This is a genomic window from Rothia mucilaginosa, assembly GCF_049990865.1.
Taxonomy (GTDB): domain Bacteria; phylum Actinomycetota; class Actinomycetes; order Actinomycetales; family Micrococcaceae; genus Rothia; species Rothia mucilaginosa_I.
Map to the genome: position 1 here is coordinate 1,402,494 of NZ_CP188231.1, position 16,463 is coordinate 1,418,956.

Sequence of the window (16,463 nt, forward strand, 5' to 3'; positions counted from 1 at the left end):
GTTCCGCGGTTTGACGGGGTTTATCCCCGTTCGTGGGCACGCGGATGCGCCATGCGGTACACCTCCATGAGCCCCTCGGGCGTGACCTTGGTGTACACCTGCGTGGTGGCGATGGAGGCGTGCCCGAGCAGTTCTTGCACCACGCGAATATCGGCTCCGCCCTGCAGCAGGTGCGTTGCGAAGCTGTGGCGCATGGAGTGCGGCGAGAAGTCGGAGCTGAGCCCGGCGGCTTCGGCGGCTTCCTTGAGGATGAGCCAGGCGCCTTGGCGTCCGAGTCTGCCGCCTCGTCCGTTGACGAAGAGCGCGGCGGTGCCTTTACCGTGCGCTACAAGGGAGGGGCGGGCACGCACCAGGTAGTCTTGGATTGCTTTTTGGGCGTAGCTTCCGATGGGTACGAGCCGTTCTTTGTTTCCTTTGCCGAAGAGTCGAACGTAGCCGGGCAGGGTGATCTGGTTGCCGTCTTCATCGGTGAGGGTTCCCTCGAAGTGCACGTCGTCGATATCGGCGTTGAGCATTTCGCTCACGCGCGCGCCGGTGGCGTAGAGGAATTCGAGTATGGCTCGGTTTCGCAGGCCGATGGGAGTGTCTCGATCCGGCACGGCGAGGAGGCGCTGCATCTGCTCCACGGTAATAGCTTTGGGCAGACGCTTAACGTTCTTGGGCGGGGTAACCGGTGCCGCCGGGTCGGTGGGCACGATGAGCGCAGAGACCCAGAAGGCGTGCGCTCCGCGGACTGCCGCCATAGTGCGGGCGATGGAGTTCGGCCCCAAGGGTAGGGGCAGGCTCGGTGCGCCTTCAGCAGTTGGCGTTTCTTTTTCCAACTCCCCGGCTTTCGACTGCCCGGCACGCCCGTTTCCAACACGCCCTTTTCCAGCGCGCCCGGTTCCAGCACCTCGCCCCGATTCGGAGGCAATCATCAGCGCCAGCGATTCTGCGGCTTCTTCCTGTACTTCCTGGGCTTCCTGCGCGTTCTGGTTGTTCTTCTCCCCCGCGTCAAATCCGGCGACGAATCCAGCTAGGGGCACGGTGGGGGCAGCGAGTTCCCGCATGAAGGAGCGCACCTGCGCGGTGGTGATGCGTTCGGGGTCGATGACGCCGAGGGTCGCCATGTAGGCGCTGTATCGTCGCAGGTCACGTGCGTAGGAGGCGATGGTGTGTTCGCTGCTTCCTCGCTCCACGCGCAGGTGGATGAGGTACTGGTCAATGGCTTTCTGTAGCGGGGTCTGCGCCTCCTGATGGGAAGAGCCCAGCACAGAGGAACCGGCAGAAGAGGGCACACCGAGCAGACCCGCGCCGCGGGGTGTCTTACTCTCCGTGCTTTTTTCCTGCTTCACGCTATCTCCTCTGTCGGTTCTCTTGATATTCGAGCTTGCCGTAGGCAGGGCTACTCCCCCGCCCCTGTGTTCCGTTCTCAGTGGTTGCGGAAGTTCTCCGGCTTTTCGCGGCGCTGGCCCATGTAGGGGTGGAACTCCCAGCCGCCCTCGGCAGGGCGCAGGCCTTCAAAGTTGTTCTGTGCCGCCGCGTAGGTAGCGAGTACCGCCTGGATAGCGAGCGCGTTGTGAACCTTTCCCCCCAGTACCAGCTGTACCGCATCGGCGAGGGGCACCCAGCGGTAGGTCATTTCTGCTTCTTCGTCGGTTCGTTCGCTACGTTCTTCGGCGGGCAGTTCTGAGAGGTTGCGTGCCAGGTAGACGCGGCCTGCTTCGCTGGTTGCGCCGGGGCTGCTGAAGTAGTCGGTCAGAGCGTTCCAGGTGCCTGCCTGCAGGTCTGCTTCTTCGGCGAGTTCGCGCTGCGCGGCGACCAGGGGGTCTTCACCGTCAATATCGAGTAGTCCGGCGGGTACTTCCCAGAGGTTCATGCGCACCGGGTGGCGGTACTGGTTGAGCATCAGCAGTTCGTTGTTGTCGTTGAGGACCGCTACGGCGACGGCGCCGGGCATTTCCACGACGTCGCGGGTCAGCACGGTGTTTTCGTTGAGTTCGTACTCTTCGACGGTCGTTTCGATCACGTAGCCGCTGTACTTCACGGTGCGGGTGCGGATGGTGCGTTCGGAGGGTGCATCAATAATCTGCTGGTTGTTGCTCATTCTTTCATTGTAGGCGGCTTCTTAGCCCCGCCACGTTTGGCGCGTCAGGTACGGGCACGGTTTAAAGCACGTTCGGGTTTAAACGAAAGCATCCCGCTGACCCCTGTGCGGGGTGAGCGGGATGCTGAACGTTGTGCCTAGATGTTAGGCGCCGCGGCGCTCCAGAGCAGCCTTAATCAGGCCGGAGAAGAGCGGGTGCGGGCGGGTCGGACGCGAGCGGTACTCGGGGTGTGCCTGAGTTGCCACGTAGTAGGGGTGTACCTCTGCGGGCAGCTCCACGTACTCGACCAGCGAGGAGTCCGGAGAAGTACCGGAGATGAGCAGGCCTGCTTCTTCAAGCTGCTCGCGGTACTCGTTGTTCACCTCGTAGCGGTGGCGGTGACGCTCTGCAACCTCGGTTGCACCGTATGCCTTAGCAACCTGAGAGCCGGGAACGAGGTTTGCCTTGTACAGGCCCAGGCGCATGGTGCCGCCCAGGTCGCCTGCACCTTCGACGAACTGCTTCTGCTCTTCGATGGTTGCGATGACCGGCACGGAGGTTTCCGGGTCGAACTCGGTGGAGGATGCTTCGCGCAGGCCAAGTACGTTGCGTGCGTACTCGATGACCATGGACTGCAGGCCGAGGCAGATGCCCAGGGTCGGGATCTTGTGCTCGCGTGCGTACTTGAGGGCACCGATCTTGCCGTCTAGACCGCGGATGCCGAAGCCGCCGGGCACGAGGATTGCGTCCATGTTGCGCAGCTGGTGGTCTGCATCTTCGTCGGTTGCGCACAGGTCGGCTGCAACCCACTTGATGTTGACCTTCACGTTGTTTGCGAAGCCGCCGGCACGCAGAGCCTCGGAGACGGACAGGTAGGCGTCGGGCAGGTCGATGTACTTACCAACCAGGCCAACGTTGACCTCTGCTGCGGGGCGGTGCACTGCGTCGAGCAGGCGGTCCCACTGGGTGAAGTCCGGTGCGGGAGCTTCAATGCCGAAGTAGTCGAGGATGTAGTCATCGAGCTTCTGGCTGTGCAGGGTCTTGGGGATGTCGTAGATGCTGGGTGCATCGGCGCAGGAGATGACTGCGTCGCTGTCCACGTCGCATGCGTTACCGATCTTGGTACGGTGCGATACGGGGACCTCACGCTCACAGCGCAGGATCAGACCGTCAGGCTGGATGCCCAGGCCGCGCAGTGCTGCGACGGAGTGCTGGGTCGGCTTGGTCTTGAGCTCGCCGGAGGGGCCGATGAAGGGCACCAGGGAGACGTGCAGGAAGAAGACGTTCTTGCGGCCAACATCGCGGCGTACCTGGCGTGCTGCTTCCATGAAGGGCAGGGACTCGATATCGCCGACGGTACCACCGATTTCGGTGATGATGATGTCGGGTGCGTTGTCAATTTCCGCTGCGTGACGCATGCGGGCCTTGATTTCGTCGGTAATGTGAGGGATGACCTGGACGGTGTCGCCGAGGTATTCGCCGCGGCGTTCCTTTGCGATGACGGAGGAGTAGACCTGACCGGTGGTCACGTTAGCGGACTGGTCGAGGTTTTCGTCCAGGAAGCGCTCGTAGTGTCCGATGTCGAGGTCGGTTTCAGCACCGTCGTCGGTGACAAAGACTTCACCGTGCTGGAAGGGGTTCATCGTACCGGGGTCGACGTTCAGGTAGGGGTCGAACTTCTGCATGGTCACAGAGAGGCCACGTGCGCGAAGAAGCTGACCGAGGGAAGAGGCCGACAGGCCCTTACCGAGAGAAGATGCAACGCCGCCGGTCACGAAAATCTGGCGGGTTACCTTGTCGTTAGAGGACGCGTTCAGAGCGTTATTTTTTTCATTCACCACGGAATTCAAGCCTACCATTTTCTTGTCTGCTATCCAAGCAGAGGGTTTTGCCGCGAGAGGATTCTCGCAGGCAACTCTCCCTCCCCTATTTGTCCTTATCACCACTGTAAACGGAGCAGAGGATTTATTATTCCCGCCGCGCCGTGTAGAAGCAGGTGTAGGAGCATTCTCAGAGTATCTCACATCCTCTGGACTCCATGCGCCGCTATTGGTCACCTGCACGGGCTGTACCGACAGCTTTCTGAGGCACGCTCACGCGCTTCAGACCCCTTATTGGTCTTTGGCGCGAAAGACACTACCTTTCGGAGCTTTTGCCAGCACTTTCCTCATGCTTTTCCCGGCAGAGTTGCCGTCAGCTTCAGCGCCCCTGCGGCACTTCTCGACCGGCAGCCAGCAGCTCGCGGGCATGCTCTCGTGCCGATTCTGATTGATCGTGTCCGGAGAGCATTCGCGCCAGCTCCACCACGCGTTCCTCTTCGGAAAGTACCTTGACCTTTGAGAGGGACGCGTCATCATTTTTCAGCACGAGGATGTGCTGGTCCGCGAAGGCGGCAACCTGCGGCAGGTGGGTGACCACCAAAACCTGCACATGTCGGGCGAGCATGGCGAGGCGGCGACCGATTTCGATAGCGGCCTTACCGCCCACGCCGGAGTCCACCTCATCGAAGATGAAGGTGGGTACGGGGTCCACTTCGGCGAGCACTACCTCCAGGGCGAGCATCACGCGGGAGAGCTCACCGCCGGAGGCGCCCTTACCGAGCGGGCGCGGCACGGCGGTTCGGTGCGGGGCCAGCATGAAGGTCACGGTGTCTCGACCGTGCACCGAGAACTTTTCAGCTTCGGCGACCTCCACAACCAGGGAGGCGTTCGGCATGGCAAGGGCGGTGAGCTCCTCGCTGACGGCATCCGCCAGCTTCTGCGCGGCGGCACGGCGCAGGGCGGTCAGCTCTTCCGCTTGGGCGCCGAGTACCTTGCGTAGCTGTACCAGCTCGGTTTCCAGAGTTTCCTGTCGCTGCGGGTCGTCCACCAGGGTCTCAAGGCGTGCACGGGATTCTTCGGCCCATTCGAGAACCTCGGCAATATCGGCACCGTACTTGCGGGTGAGGGTCGCCAGCTGGGCGCGGCGAGTCTGCACCTGCGCCAGGCGTTCGGGGCCTTCAACGTCCAGAGAGGCCATGTAGGAGGACAGATCCGAGGAGATATCGGTGGCAAGAATCAGCAGTTCGTTGACGCGCGCCGCGAGGGAGGCAAGCTCTTCATCAGCGTCTGCCTGCGCCTGTAGCGCGGAGCGGCTTGCATCGAGCAGGCTCATGACGCTCTGCTCGTCGCCGGTAGAGTATTCGCTACCGCTGAGCGCCGCGGAGGCGGTTGCCGAGGCAATGCGTAGCGCTTCAACATTCATGAGCTTCACCATTTCGGCTTTGAGCTCTTCTTCTTCCCCGGCCTGCGGGTTGACGGCGCTGATTTCTTCGAGGGCGCCCTGCAGGGTCTGCGCTTCAAGGGCGCGTGCGCGAGAGTTTTCGCGTACTTCCTTCAGCTCTGCGGCGGCGGCGCGGTATCGCTCGTAGTTTTCGCGGTACTTCTCAAGCAGGTTGGCAAGTTCTTCACCGGCGTACAGGTCGAGGGAGTGGCGCTGCTCTGCCGCTGATTTGAGGCGCAGCTGATCGGACTGGCCGTGGACTGCAACAAGAGTCTGACCAATCTGAGACAGGGTTCCAATGGGTGCGGAGCAACCGCCAACATGGGCGCGGGAGCGTCCCGAGGCGTTGACGGTGCGCGCCAGAAGCAGCTCGGAGGTCTGTTCGTCGATGTCTTCGGCGGTGCCGCCGGCTTCTTCGGCAAGCTCGAGGGCGCGGTGCCCGTGGGGCAGACGAATCACTGCTTCGGCAAGGGCGCTCTTGGCTCCGTTGCGCACGCTGGATGCGTCGGATCGGGCGCCCAGGAGCATGCCGAGGGCAGTGACGACCATGGTTTTACCTGCGCCGGTTTCGCCGGTCAGCACGGAGAATCCGGGTTCGAGGGGGAGCCTCGCATCGGTGATGATGCCGAGGTCTCGAATATGGATTTCCTCAATCACGAACGTTCATTCCTTTTCTTTAGTGCTTCTCGGTATCCTGCGGGCCGCGCCAGCCACGGATCGGAAGCTCAAATTTACGCACCAGTCGCTCGGAGAAGGGAGCCGGGTGGATACGGGCGAGCAGCACCGACTTTTCGGAGCGTCGCACCTCAATACGGGAGCCGGGGTCCAGCTCTACGGTTCGGCGGCCATCGCACCAGAGCACGCCGGAGGCGCCGTTTCCGGGCATCATTTCTACCGCCAGGGTGGAGGTCGGCGCTGCTACCAGCGGGCGCGCAAAGAGCGCGTGAGCCGAGAGCGGCACCATGAGAATTGCTTCAACTTCGGGCCATACGACCGGGCCACCACCGGAGAAAGCGTAGGCGGTCGAGCCGGTGGGGGTTCCCATAACCACGCCGTCGCAACCGAAGCTACTGAGCGGGCGGCAGTCTACCTCGATAATGACTTCAATCATTTTTTCGCGGTTGCCTTTTTCGACGCTGGCTTCATTCAGTGCCCAGTCGCTGTGCACTCGCTTGCCGTCGTTCCAGACGTCCACGTCGATTGCCATGCGTTCTTCAACGGTGTACTCGTTGTTGACAATGCAGCGAACGGTTTCGGTCAGGTCGCTCTCTTCGGATTCGGCGAGGAAGCCGACGTGTCCCAGGTTCACACCGATGAGCGGAACGCTGGTTCGGCGCACCATTTCGGCGGCGCGAAGAATCGAACCGTCACCACCGAGCACCACGCCGAGCTCAATGTCGATAAGCGCCACGGATTCGTGGACGACCTGCACGGGGACGGGCTCGTCCCAGTTTTCACTCAGGGTTTCCAGATCGGAGCGAGTCATGACGGGCGCAAGTCCTGCTTCGTAGAGCTGGGTGCACGCCTGTCGGGCGGCATCTCGTGCTTCTTTGCGCCCCACGTGGGCGAAGACGAGAATCTTACGGTGACGTTGTTCCACCGAGTCTTCGGAACCATAACGATCAGACTCATGGCGTTCGGAACCATGACGCGCACCTGCGGCAGCTACCTGTGCGGTTGCTCCCTGCGGTGCGTGGCTTTCGTGTTCTGCCATAATGACTCTCTCCCGTCGGGTGTTGAGATGGTGTATCTACACCTATCATACCGAATATGTTCTCGAAGATTTTCTAAATCACCATATTTTTAGAAAATTATTTCGAATAACGTACAGTTGGGGTCTTTCTAAAATACCTGTGGAAAAATACTCCCGACTAAAATACCCCCCAACTAAAATGCCCCTGAATAGCGCGGCAGCCTGAGAAAGCCCCGCCCTCAACGCGTCCTGCGTTACCGAGCGGTTTTTCTCAGACTGCCTTCGCACTATTTATTTTCTGCACAATATTTATTTTTTGCACCAGAGGAAGTACTCTACGTTGCCGTCCTGTCCGGGGAGCGGGCTGGGTTCCATACCCATCACGCGCAATCCGTGGCTTACCGCAGATGCCTGGACTTTTTCCACGGCCTCACGGCGGGCGGATTCTTCGTGCACCACTCCCCCGCGTCCGATGCGGTGCTTGCCGACCTCGAACTGCGGCTTGACCATGAGCACCAGGTCGCCGCCGGTTTCGGTTGCGTTCGCTAGCGCCTCCATAACCAGGGTCAGCGAGATGAACGAGAGGTCAGAAACCGTCAGTTCGACCTGTCCACCAATATCTTCGGGCTTCATGTAGCGAACGTTGAGTCCTTCGTACACGCCGACTCGCGGTTCTTCGCGTAGCGCGTCCACGAGCTGCCCGTGTCCTACGTCAACGGCGGCTACATGGGCGGCTCCTCGACGAAGCAGCACGTCGGTAAAGCCTCCGGTGGATGCTCCCGCATCCAGGCAGCGCTTGCCCTCCACCTCAATATCGGGGAACGCGTCGAGGGCACCGGCGAGTTTGTGGCCTGCGCGGCTGACGTATTCGGTCAGCTCGCTCTGGCGCACGTAGAGGGTGTCCTCGGGACCTACGAGCATGGACGCTTTGCGTGCAACTTTGCCGTTGACTTGCACGTCTCTTGCCGCAATGAGTTTTGCGGCGAGGGTTCGGGAGCTCACGAATCCGGCTTCGACCAGGTATTTATCGAGGCGCACAGTGTCCTTGTCTTCTTTCTGTCCTCTGGTTACGGGTTATCTAGTGCCGGTGAACCCTCAGAGCATTACTGTTCTGAGGGTTCACCGCCGCGAACTAGGAGAGGTTTTCGAGGTCCTTCTCCAGTTGCTCACTCATCGTTTCGAGGCGCTTGACGCGCTCTACGGGGTCCATGGCGAGGGTCGCCGCCAGCTGACGCTCGAATTCTGCGTCAAGCTCAGCGTTTTCCTCTGCCGTGCTGTTAGTGTCCGGTTCTTTAGGCACCGGGAATCCCCTGGATGTTGGGTCGTGCGCCCTGTTCGGGGTTTGCTGCCCACCATGCCGCGCAGGCTACGCGCCATGCTTCGGCTTCGCTCTCGCTACCCGCAAATGCTTCGGCATCTTCAATCTTGGGGCCGGTCAGGCTCAGGTTTTCACCGCGAACTCGTGCCTGCCAGGTGGGGCCGGTTGCGATGACTTCGTACCCTTCGTAGAGCACCTCAATGTCGGGGTAGGGTGCGAAGAAGTCCTCGAGGGTGCGCAGAATATAGGTCGGACGCTGGTTCGGCACGGCTTCGATGACGTCCCGGTAGGTCTGTACGCCGGTGAGGACGAGGGCGCCGTCCATCTTTGCGTTGTTGGCGCCGAGAATATCGGTGTCCAGGCGGTCGCCCACGATGACGGGACGGCTGGAGTTTACAGCCTGCGCTGCGGTGTGGAAGATGGGCGCTTCGGGCTTGCCCGCGACGAGCGGGGTGCGGCGGGTTGCGCTTGCCACGGCTGCTACGAGGGTGCCGTTACCGGGTGCCTGGCCTCGTTCCTTAGGGATGCTCTGATCGGTGTTGGTTGCAATCCACAGTACATCGGGGTTTGCGAGGGTGTAGGCAGCTTCCGCGAGGTCTTCCCAGCCGATCTTAGGGTCGAATCCCTGGATGACGGCTACGGGGCCTTCTTCTTCCTTGCGGACGGTTTCGAGGCCTACTGCACGAACACAGTCGGCAAGTGCTTCGGTGCCGGTGATGAGTACTTTGGAGCCTGCGGGTACATACTGTGCGAGTAGCGCGGCGCCTGCCTGTGCGGAGCTGACGACTCGTTCTGCTCGGGTGTGTACACCCAGTTCACGCAGGTGCTCTGCTACGGATTCTACGGAGCGCGATGCGTTGTTGGTGACGAAGATGACCGGTACGTTGAGTTCTTCTTCGGCGCGGTTGAGCGCTTCGGGTGCACCTTCGATGGCGAAGGGGCCTGCATAGACTACGCCGTCCAGGTCGGAGAGGAGGGCATCGTAGCGGGATAGGAGTGCGTTCGTGGTCATAGAGTGTTCCTCTCGGGGTCTCTGGCGGTTGTCGCTATTAATCGTACCTGTTAGACACTCTAGCGTTGGTGCCTTCGGACGATTATATGGAAAACCGCTGGACGCTCTCCCCTGCTTGGGTGTGGCGTCCAGCGGTTTCACGCTGACACATAGGTCAAGTATTCAGAATTCTTAGATTCTCTGCAGTCTTATTCTGCGGAGGTTTCTTCTGCTTCTTCAGGCTTGGGTGCTTCGGTCTTAGGCGCTTCGGTCTTCTCGTCCTCAGCTGCCTCTTCTTCAGCTTCGTTTGCTTCCTCTTCTGCGGAAGCTTCAGCGGTCTCTTCAGCTTCTTCTGCGGTCTCAGTGAGTTCTACGGACTTCTCTTCCTGTTCGAAGAGGCCTGCTTCACCGAAGATGTCGAAGATTTCGGGTTCTGCGAAGTTGCCCTGGCCCAGTGCTGCTTCTGCCATGAATGCGAGGCGTGCCCAGCGTTCTGCTTCCTGGTTGCGGCCAGCGTTAGCCAGCGCGTCGGAGTATGCGCTGAACAGGCGGGGGCTGTACTCGAAGGCGCGCTTGGGGTTCAGCTGGGGAATCTGCAGTGCTACGACAGCCTCAGACTTCTTGCCCTGATCGCTGAGGATGCCGGATTCAACGATGGCGAGCTCTACGCGCACATTGGCGGGTAGTTCTTCTTTCTTGAATTCTGCAATCATTTCCATTGCCTTGGGCAGGCGGCCGAGCGCACGTTCGCAGTCCACCAGCAGTGCCAGGTGGTCTACGGAGCCGCTGATACGGCGGTGGGTGCGCAGTTCGCGCAGTGCCAGTTCAAAGTCTTCTGCCACATATGCGGCGACGCCAACAGCTTCGCGTACTGCGGCAATACGGCCCGCGCTGCGGGACGCGGCAACGGCGTGTTCCAGCGCGAATTCGGGGTCGATGTCGAGGTAGCGACCTGCCATGGCGAGGTGCTTTGCGACGGTTTCTGCGTTGCGCGGCTCCAGGGCGCGCAGCTGACGGAAGGTTGCACCGTCCAGCTCGCGGCCGGTGATGTCGTCGTCAATTTCCGGTGCCTTGGGCTTTGCGGGGCGGTAGCCTGCACGGCCACCAATGCTGCGTACTTCTTCGCGAGGTGCTTCAGCCTCGGGACCGTTGGAGCGAGGTGCCTTGGAACGGGAGTCGGAGCGACGACCGTCAAACTTCTTGCCTCCGCGGTCGTTACGCTTGAAACCGCCCTTGCCGCCAAAGTTCTTGCCGCCCTTCTTGGAGCGGAAGTCCTTTCCTCCGCTGTTCTTGCGGTGCTGGCGGGGGCCGGAGCCGTTAGACTCGTGACGGGGGGTCTCAGACATGAATCTCCTTGGGAGGTATCCGCCAGTGTGGGCGGGTAGGGTATGCAGTCGATTCGGGCGAACCGCTGCCTGAGGCATCAACTCTATGAGGGGTGCTTTAGATACACCCACTAATGCCTAAACATAAGCCATACTATTCTAGTATAGAGAGCACCTTCCGTGCACCCGTACTGATGGGATGTTAAAGACAAACGGGGAGGCCTAAGGGCCTCCCCAAACAAAAATAGCCCCGGCGAAGCCGGGGCTATTGAATAATAAAGCGGCGATGACCTACTCTCCCACACCCACAAAAGTGCAGTACCATCGGCGCAAAGAGTCTTAGCTTCTGGGTTCGGAATGGAACCAGGCGTTTCCCTCTTGCTATAATCACCGCAAACCTACGGGATTGTTATCCAAAAACCATACAGTGAACGCAAACAACAATTCTCGAAAAAGTAAGCCTTCGGCCTATTAGTACCAGTCAACTCCACGAGTCTTCAGTCCCCGCTTCCATACCCGGCCTATCAACCTCATCATCTATAAGGAGCCTCACACACCAAAGTGCCAGGAAATCTCATCTCGAAACAGGCTTCCCGCTTAGATGCTTTCAGCGGTTATCCCTCCCGAACGTAGCCAATCAGCCATGCACCTGGCGGTACAACTGACATACCAGAGGTTCGTCCGTCCCGGTCCTCTCGTACTAAGGACAGCCTTTCTCAAATTTCCAACGCGCGCAGCGGATAGGGACCGAACTGTCTCACGACGTTCTGAACCCAGCTCGCGTACCGCTTTAATGGGCGAACAGCCCAACCCTTGGGACCGACTCCAGCCCCAGGATGCGACGAGCCGACATCGAGGTGCCAAACCATGCCGTCGATATGGACTCTTGGGCAAGATCAGCCTGTTATCCCCGAGGTACCTTTTATCCGTTGAGCGACGGCCGTTCCACAACGTACCGCCGGATCACTAGTCCCGACTTTCGTCCCTGCTCGACCTGCCAGTCTCACAGTCAAGCTCCCTTGTGCACTTACACTCAACACCTGATTGCCAACCAGGCTGAGGGAACCTTTGGGCGCCTCCGTTACACTTTAGGAGGCAACCGCCCCAGTTAAACTACCCATCAGGCACTGTCCCTGAACCAGATCATGGCCCGAAGTTAGACATCCAGATTGACCAGAGTGGTATTTCAACAACGACTCCACACAAACTAGCGTCCATGCTTCACAGTCTCCCACCTATCCTACACAAGCCAAACCAAACACCAATACCAAACTATAGTAAAGGTCACGGGGTCTTTCCGTCCTGCTGCGCGAAACGAGCATCTTTACTCGTACTGCAATTTCGCCGAGTTCATGGTTGAGACAGTAGGGAAGTCGTTACTCCATTCGTGCAGGTCGGAACTTACCCGACAAGGAATTTCGCTACCTTAGGATGGTTATAGTTACCACCGCCGTTTACTGGGGCTTAAATTCTCAGCTTCGCCCAAAAAGGGCTAACCAATCCTCTTAACCTTCCAGCACCGGGCAGGAGTCAGTCCGTATACATCGTCTTACGACTTCGCACGGACCTGTGTTTTTGATAAACAGTCGCTTCCCCCTGGTCTCTGCGACCCATACACGCTCCAGGCAGCAAGTGCCCATCACGCTCAAGGTCCCCCTTCTCCCGAAGTTACGGGGGCATTTTGCCGAGTTCCTTAACCATGATTCTCTCGATCGCCTTAGTATTCTCTACCTGATCACCTGTGTCGGTTTAGGGTACGGGCGGCTAAAACCTCACGCCGATGCTTTTCTCGGCAGCATAGGATCACCAAATCCCCCAAAAACGGGGTCCCATCACGTCTCAGGCACACAGCCGGCGCATTTAACAACCGACAACCCTACACGCTTAGACCACGACAACCATCGCGTGGCTTGGCTACCTTCCTGCGTCACACCTGTTAACACGTTTACCTCCAAAGATCGGGTCCCACAACCCACACAACACACAAACAAAAGCCTGCACATCATGCTTCGCATGGTTAGCATCACAATATCAGTATGGGCGGTTTTTCACCGGTACGGGAATATCAACCCGTTATCCATCGACTACGCCTGTCGGCCTCGCCTTAGGCCCCGACTAACCCAGGGCAGATTAACTTGACCCTGGAACCCTTGATCATCCGGCGGATGAGTTTCTCACTCATCTTTCGCTACTCATGCCTGCATTCTCACTCGCATAGCCTCCACCACTGGTTTACACCGCAGCTTCACCGGCCACACGACGCTCCCCTACCCAACAATCCAAAAAGATCATTGCCACAACTTCGGCGGTGTACTTGAGCCCCGCTACATTATCGGCGCAGAATCACTTGACCAGTGAGCTGTTACGCACTCTTTCAAGGATGGCTGCTTCTAAGCCAACCTCCTGGTTGTCTAAGCAACTCCACATCCTTTCCCACTTAGCACACGCTTAGGGGCCTTAGTTGGTGGTCTGGGCTGTTTCCCTCTCGACAATGAAGCTTATCCCCCACTGTCTCACTGCTACGCTCTCACTTACCGGCATTCGGAGTTTAGCTGACGTCAGTAACCCGTGAAGGCCCATCGGCCATCCAGTAGCTCTACCTCCGGCAAGAAACACGTAACGCTGCACCTAAATGCATTTCGGGGAGAACCAGCTATCACAGAGTTTGATTGGCCTTTCACCCCTATCCACAGCTCATCCCCTCCATTTTCAACTGAAGTGGGTTCGGTCCTCCACGACGTCTTACCGTCGCTTCAACCTGGCCATGGATAGATCACTCCGCTTCGGGTCTAGGTCATGCCACTCAAACGCCCTATTCAGACTCGCTTTCGCTACGGATACCCCACACGGGTTAACCTCGCGACATAACACTAACTCGCAGGCTCATTCTTCAAAAGGCACGCTGTCACCCCAAAAGGCTCCAACGGCTTGTAAGCACACGGTTTCAGGTACTATTTCACTCCCCTCCCGGGGTACTTTTCACCATTCCCTCACGGTACTGATTCACTATCGGTCATTAAGAAGTATTTAGACTTACCAGGTGGTCCTGGCAGATTCACACGAGATTCCACGAGCCCCGTGCTACTCGGGTGGCCACACCACGGACAGAACAATTTCGATTACGGGACTCTCACCCTCTACGGCCGACCATTCCAAGTCGTTCACCTACCATCCTGAACATCATGCCGGCAGCCAGTTAGAACTGCCACTGTGACTCCCACAACCCCCATGATGCAACGCCTAACCGCTATCACACACCACAGGTTTAGTCTCTTCCGCTTTCGCTCGCCACTACTCACAGAATCATTACTTTATTTTCTCTTCCTGCGGGTACTGAGATGTTTCACTTCCCCGCGTTCCCCCCAACCAGCCTATACATTCAGCTGGCGGTAACTCACCATGAAGATGAGCCAGGTTTCCCCATTCGGAAATCCTCGGATCACAGCCCAGTTATCGGCTCCCCGAGGCTTATCGCAGATTCACACGTCCTTCATCGGCTCTTAATGCCAAGGCATCCACCGTGTGCCCTTAATAACTTACACACAATCAAGAAAAATAAGAATCTAAAATCAACAATCAAACCAACACAAAGTCAGTTCAACGCAAATTCCAGAAGATGCTCGCGTCCACTATATAGTTCTCAAACAACAACCCACAACACAACAACAACACAAAAGAACACTTTTGCATCATCACCATGCCAGGCAAACAAAGGAACAACACATGCGTGTTACCCCAAAACCCAACAATGCGCCTCATCCAACCCAAAACCAACATTCCACCCATGAGCAAAACCACCCACCCGACACTCGCGGGTAGCATGGCCAACTAAATGTGCTCCTTAGAAAGGAGGTGATCCAGCCGCACCTTCCGGTACGGCTACCTTGTTACGACTTAGTCCCAATCGCCAATCCCACCTTAGACGGCTCCCTCCCAAAAGGGTTAGGCCACCGGCTTTGGGTGTTACCAACTTTCGTGACTTGACGGGCGGTGTGTACAAGGCCCGGGAACGTATTCACCGCAGCGTTGCTGATCTGCGATTACTAGCGACTCCGACTTCATGGGGTCGAGTTGCAGACCCCAATCCGAACTGAGACCGGCTTTTAGGGATTAGCTCCACCTCACAGTATCGCAACCCTCTGTACCGGCCATTGTAGCATGCGTGAAGCCCAAGACATAAGGGGCATGATGATTTGACGTCATCCCCACCTTCCTCCGAGTTGACCCCGGCAGTCTCCTATGAGTCCCCACCATAACGTGCTGGCAACATAGAACGAGGGTTGCGCTCGTTGCGGGACTTAACCCAACATCTCACGACACGAGCTGACGACAACCATGCACCACCTGTATACCAGCCCCGAAGGGAAACACCATCTCTGATGCGGTCCAGTATATGTCAAGCCTTGGTAAGGTTCTTCGCGTTGCATCGAATTAATCCGCATGCTCCGCCGCTTGTGCGGGCCCCCGTCAATTTCTTTGAGTTTTAGCCTTGCGGCCGTACTCCCCAGGCGGGGCACTTAATGCGTTAGCTACGGCGCGGAAAACGTGGAATGTCCCCCACACCTAGTGCCCAACGTTTACGGCATGGACTACCAGGGTATCTAATCCTGTTCGCTCCCCATGCTTTCGCTTCTCAGCGTCAGTTACAGCCCAGAGACCTGCCTTCGCCATCGGTGTTCCTCCTGATATCTGCGCATTCCACCGCTACACCAGGAATTCCAGTCTCCCCTACTGCACTCTAGTCTGCCCGTACCCACTGCAATACACGGGGTTAAGCCCCGGCCTTTCACAGCAGACGCGACAAACCGCCTACAAGCTCTTTACGCCCAATAATTCCGGACAACGCTCGCGCCCTACGTATTACCGCGGCTGCTGGCACGTAGTTAGCCGGCGCTTTCTCTGCAGGTACCGTCAATCTCTCTTCTTCCCTGCTAACAGAGGTTTACAACCCGAAGGCCGTCATCCCTCACGCGGCGTCGCTGCATCAGGCTTGCGCCCATTGTGCAATATTCCCCACTGCTGCCTCCCGTAGGAGTCTGGGCCGTGTCTCAGTCCCAGTGTGGCCGGTCACCCTCTCAGGCCGGCTACCCGTCGTCGCCTTGGTGAGCCGTTACCTCACCAACAAGCTGATAGGCCGTGAGCCCATCTATAACCACTACATAACGCTTTCCACCAACACCCCATGCGGAGATTGGTCGTATCCGGTATTAGACCCAGTTTCCCAGGCTTATCCCAGAGTTAAAGGTAGGTTACTCACGTATTACTCACCCGTTCGCCACTAATCCACCTAGCAAGCTAGGCTTCATCGTTCGACTTGCATGTGTTAAGCACGCCGCCAGCGTTCGTCCTGAGCCAGAATCAAACTCTCCGTTGAAAAAATAGAAAAGCTTGATAATCTGATCTCAAACAGCGAATCACACACGGGGGTGCGTGACTCAAGCTGACTAAATTTGAAACCATTTGATGATTATCAAATATCAATAAATATTTGGTATTAGTTTCAGTTTCCATCACCATTCGGTGATTTTATTGAACAAAGCACACTATTGAGTTCTCAAGCAACACACCGATTCAACACCTCAACCCCTTCATTCGAAGAAAGTCTTACCGTTGAACGGTCATTCATGTTATTTCGTTTATTACCGCATTCCCGCGGCAACTCAATCAACTATACCAGCGTTTTGTTTGCCATGCAAATCCGTTTTCCGTGATTCGCACCACAAAGTTTCTTTCCTAAACTCCTCCAACATCACCAACCGGCAACTCGGATTTCCTTCAAGTAAGAAACCAAAACACTATACAATTGAAA

The 16,463-nt window shown here is 57.8% G+C and carries 9 protein-coding genes and 3 rRNA genes; all 12 read right to left on the minus strand.

Annotated features, from left to right (window positions below; translation table 11 throughout):
* Nucleotides 1-20: 20 nt before the first annotated feature.
* Nucleotides 21-1,334: a tyrosine recombinase gene (locus ACP3RB_RS05465; RefSeq protein WP_426698741.1), complete on the minus strand. Its 1,314-nt coding sequence runs from the start codon at nt 1,332-1,334 to the stop codon at nt 21-23.
* A 77-nt stretch (nt 1,335-1,411) separates the two neighbouring features.
* Nucleotides 1,412-2,086, minus strand: coding sequence for an NUDIX domain-containing protein (locus ACP3RB_RS05470; RefSeq protein WP_303979356.1), 675 nt, complete (start codon nt 2,084-2,086; stop codon nt 1,412-1,414).
* A gap of 144 nt (nt 2,087-2,230) precedes the next feature.
* Complete coding sequence (locus ACP3RB_RS05475; RefSeq protein ID WP_298592844.1) at nt 2,231-3,925, minus strand: CTP synthase; 1,695 nt, start codon at nt 3,923-3,925, stop codon at nt 2,231-2,233.
* Nucleotides 3,926-4,265: 340 nt separating this feature from the next.
* Nucleotides 4,266-5,984: a DNA repair protein RecN gene (recN, locus tag ACP3RB_RS05480; protein ID WP_012903863.1), complete on the minus strand. Its 1,719-nt coding sequence runs from the start codon at nt 5,982-5,984 to the stop codon at nt 4,266-4,268.
* Between the two features lie 19 nt (nt 5,985-6,003).
* Complete coding sequence (locus ACP3RB_RS05485) at nt 6,004-7,041, minus strand: NAD kinase (RefSeq protein ID WP_426698742.1); 1,038 nt, start codon at nt 7,039-7,041, stop codon at nt 6,004-6,006.
* Nucleotides 7,042-7,329: 288 nt separating this feature from the next.
* A complete protein-coding gene (locus ACP3RB_RS05490) occupies nt 7,330-8,058 on the minus strand; it encodes a TlyA family RNA methyltransferase (protein ID WP_049360431.1) in 729 nt (242 codons plus the stop codon).
* A 94-nt stretch (nt 8,059-8,152) separates the two neighbouring features.
* Entirely contained in the window at nt 8,153-8,320 is a 168-nt protein-coding gene (locus ACP3RB_RS05495) for a GTPase (RefSeq protein WP_296704540.1), read from the minus strand.
* Complete coding sequence (locus tag ACP3RB_RS05500; protein ID WP_426698743.1) at nt 8,313-9,350, minus strand: HAD-IIA family hydrolase; 1,038 nt, start codon at nt 9,348-9,350, stop codon at nt 8,313-8,315. The genes ACP3RB_RS05495 and ACP3RB_RS05500 overlap by 8 nt, the downstream gene beginning before the upstream one ends.
* 188 nt (nt 9,351-9,538) lie before the next feature.
* Nucleotides 9,539-10,675 (minus strand): hypothetical protein, encoded by a 1,137-nt coding sequence (locus tag ACP3RB_RS05505; protein ID WP_426698744.1) that lies wholly within the window; start codon nt 10,673-10,675, stop codon nt 9,539-9,541.
* Nucleotides 10,676-10,932: 257 nt separating this feature from the next.
* Nucleotides 10,933-11,049, minus strand: a 5S ribosomal RNA gene (rrf, locus tag ACP3RB_RS05510).
* 56 nt (nt 11,050-11,105) lie between these two features.
* Nucleotides 11,106-14,196: ribosomal RNA gene (locus ACP3RB_RS05515) — 23S ribosomal RNA — on the minus strand.
* A 303-nt stretch (nt 14,197-14,499) separates the two neighbouring features.
* Nucleotides 14,500-16,028, minus strand: a 16S ribosomal RNA gene (locus ACP3RB_RS05520).
* Together the 16S, 23S and 5S rRNA genes form the textbook arrangement of a ribosomal RNA operon.
* Nucleotides 16,029-16,463: the final 435 nt, after the last annotated feature.

Coding starts and splice junctions, on each gene's coding strand:
- ACP3RB_RS05470 (WP_303979356.1), bottom strand. CDS start 2,086: ATGAGCAACAACCAGCAGATTATTGATGCACCCTCCGAACGCACCATC.
- ACP3RB_RS05485 (WP_426698742.1), bottom strand. CDS start 7,041: ATGGCAGAACACGAAAGCCACGCACCGCAGGGAGCAACCGCACAGGTA.
- ACP3RB_RS05500 (WP_426698743.1), bottom strand. CDS start 9,350: ATGACCACGAACGCACTCCTATCCCGCTACGATGCCCTCCTCTCCGAC.
- ACP3RB_RS05505 (WP_426698744.1), bottom strand. CDS start 10,675: ATGTCTGAGACCCCCCGTCACGAGTCTAACGGCTCCGGCCCCCGCCAG.
- ACP3RB_RS05475 (WP_298592844.1), bottom strand. CDS start 3,925: ATGGTAGGCTTGAATTCCGTGGTGAATGAAAAAAATAACGCTCTGAAC.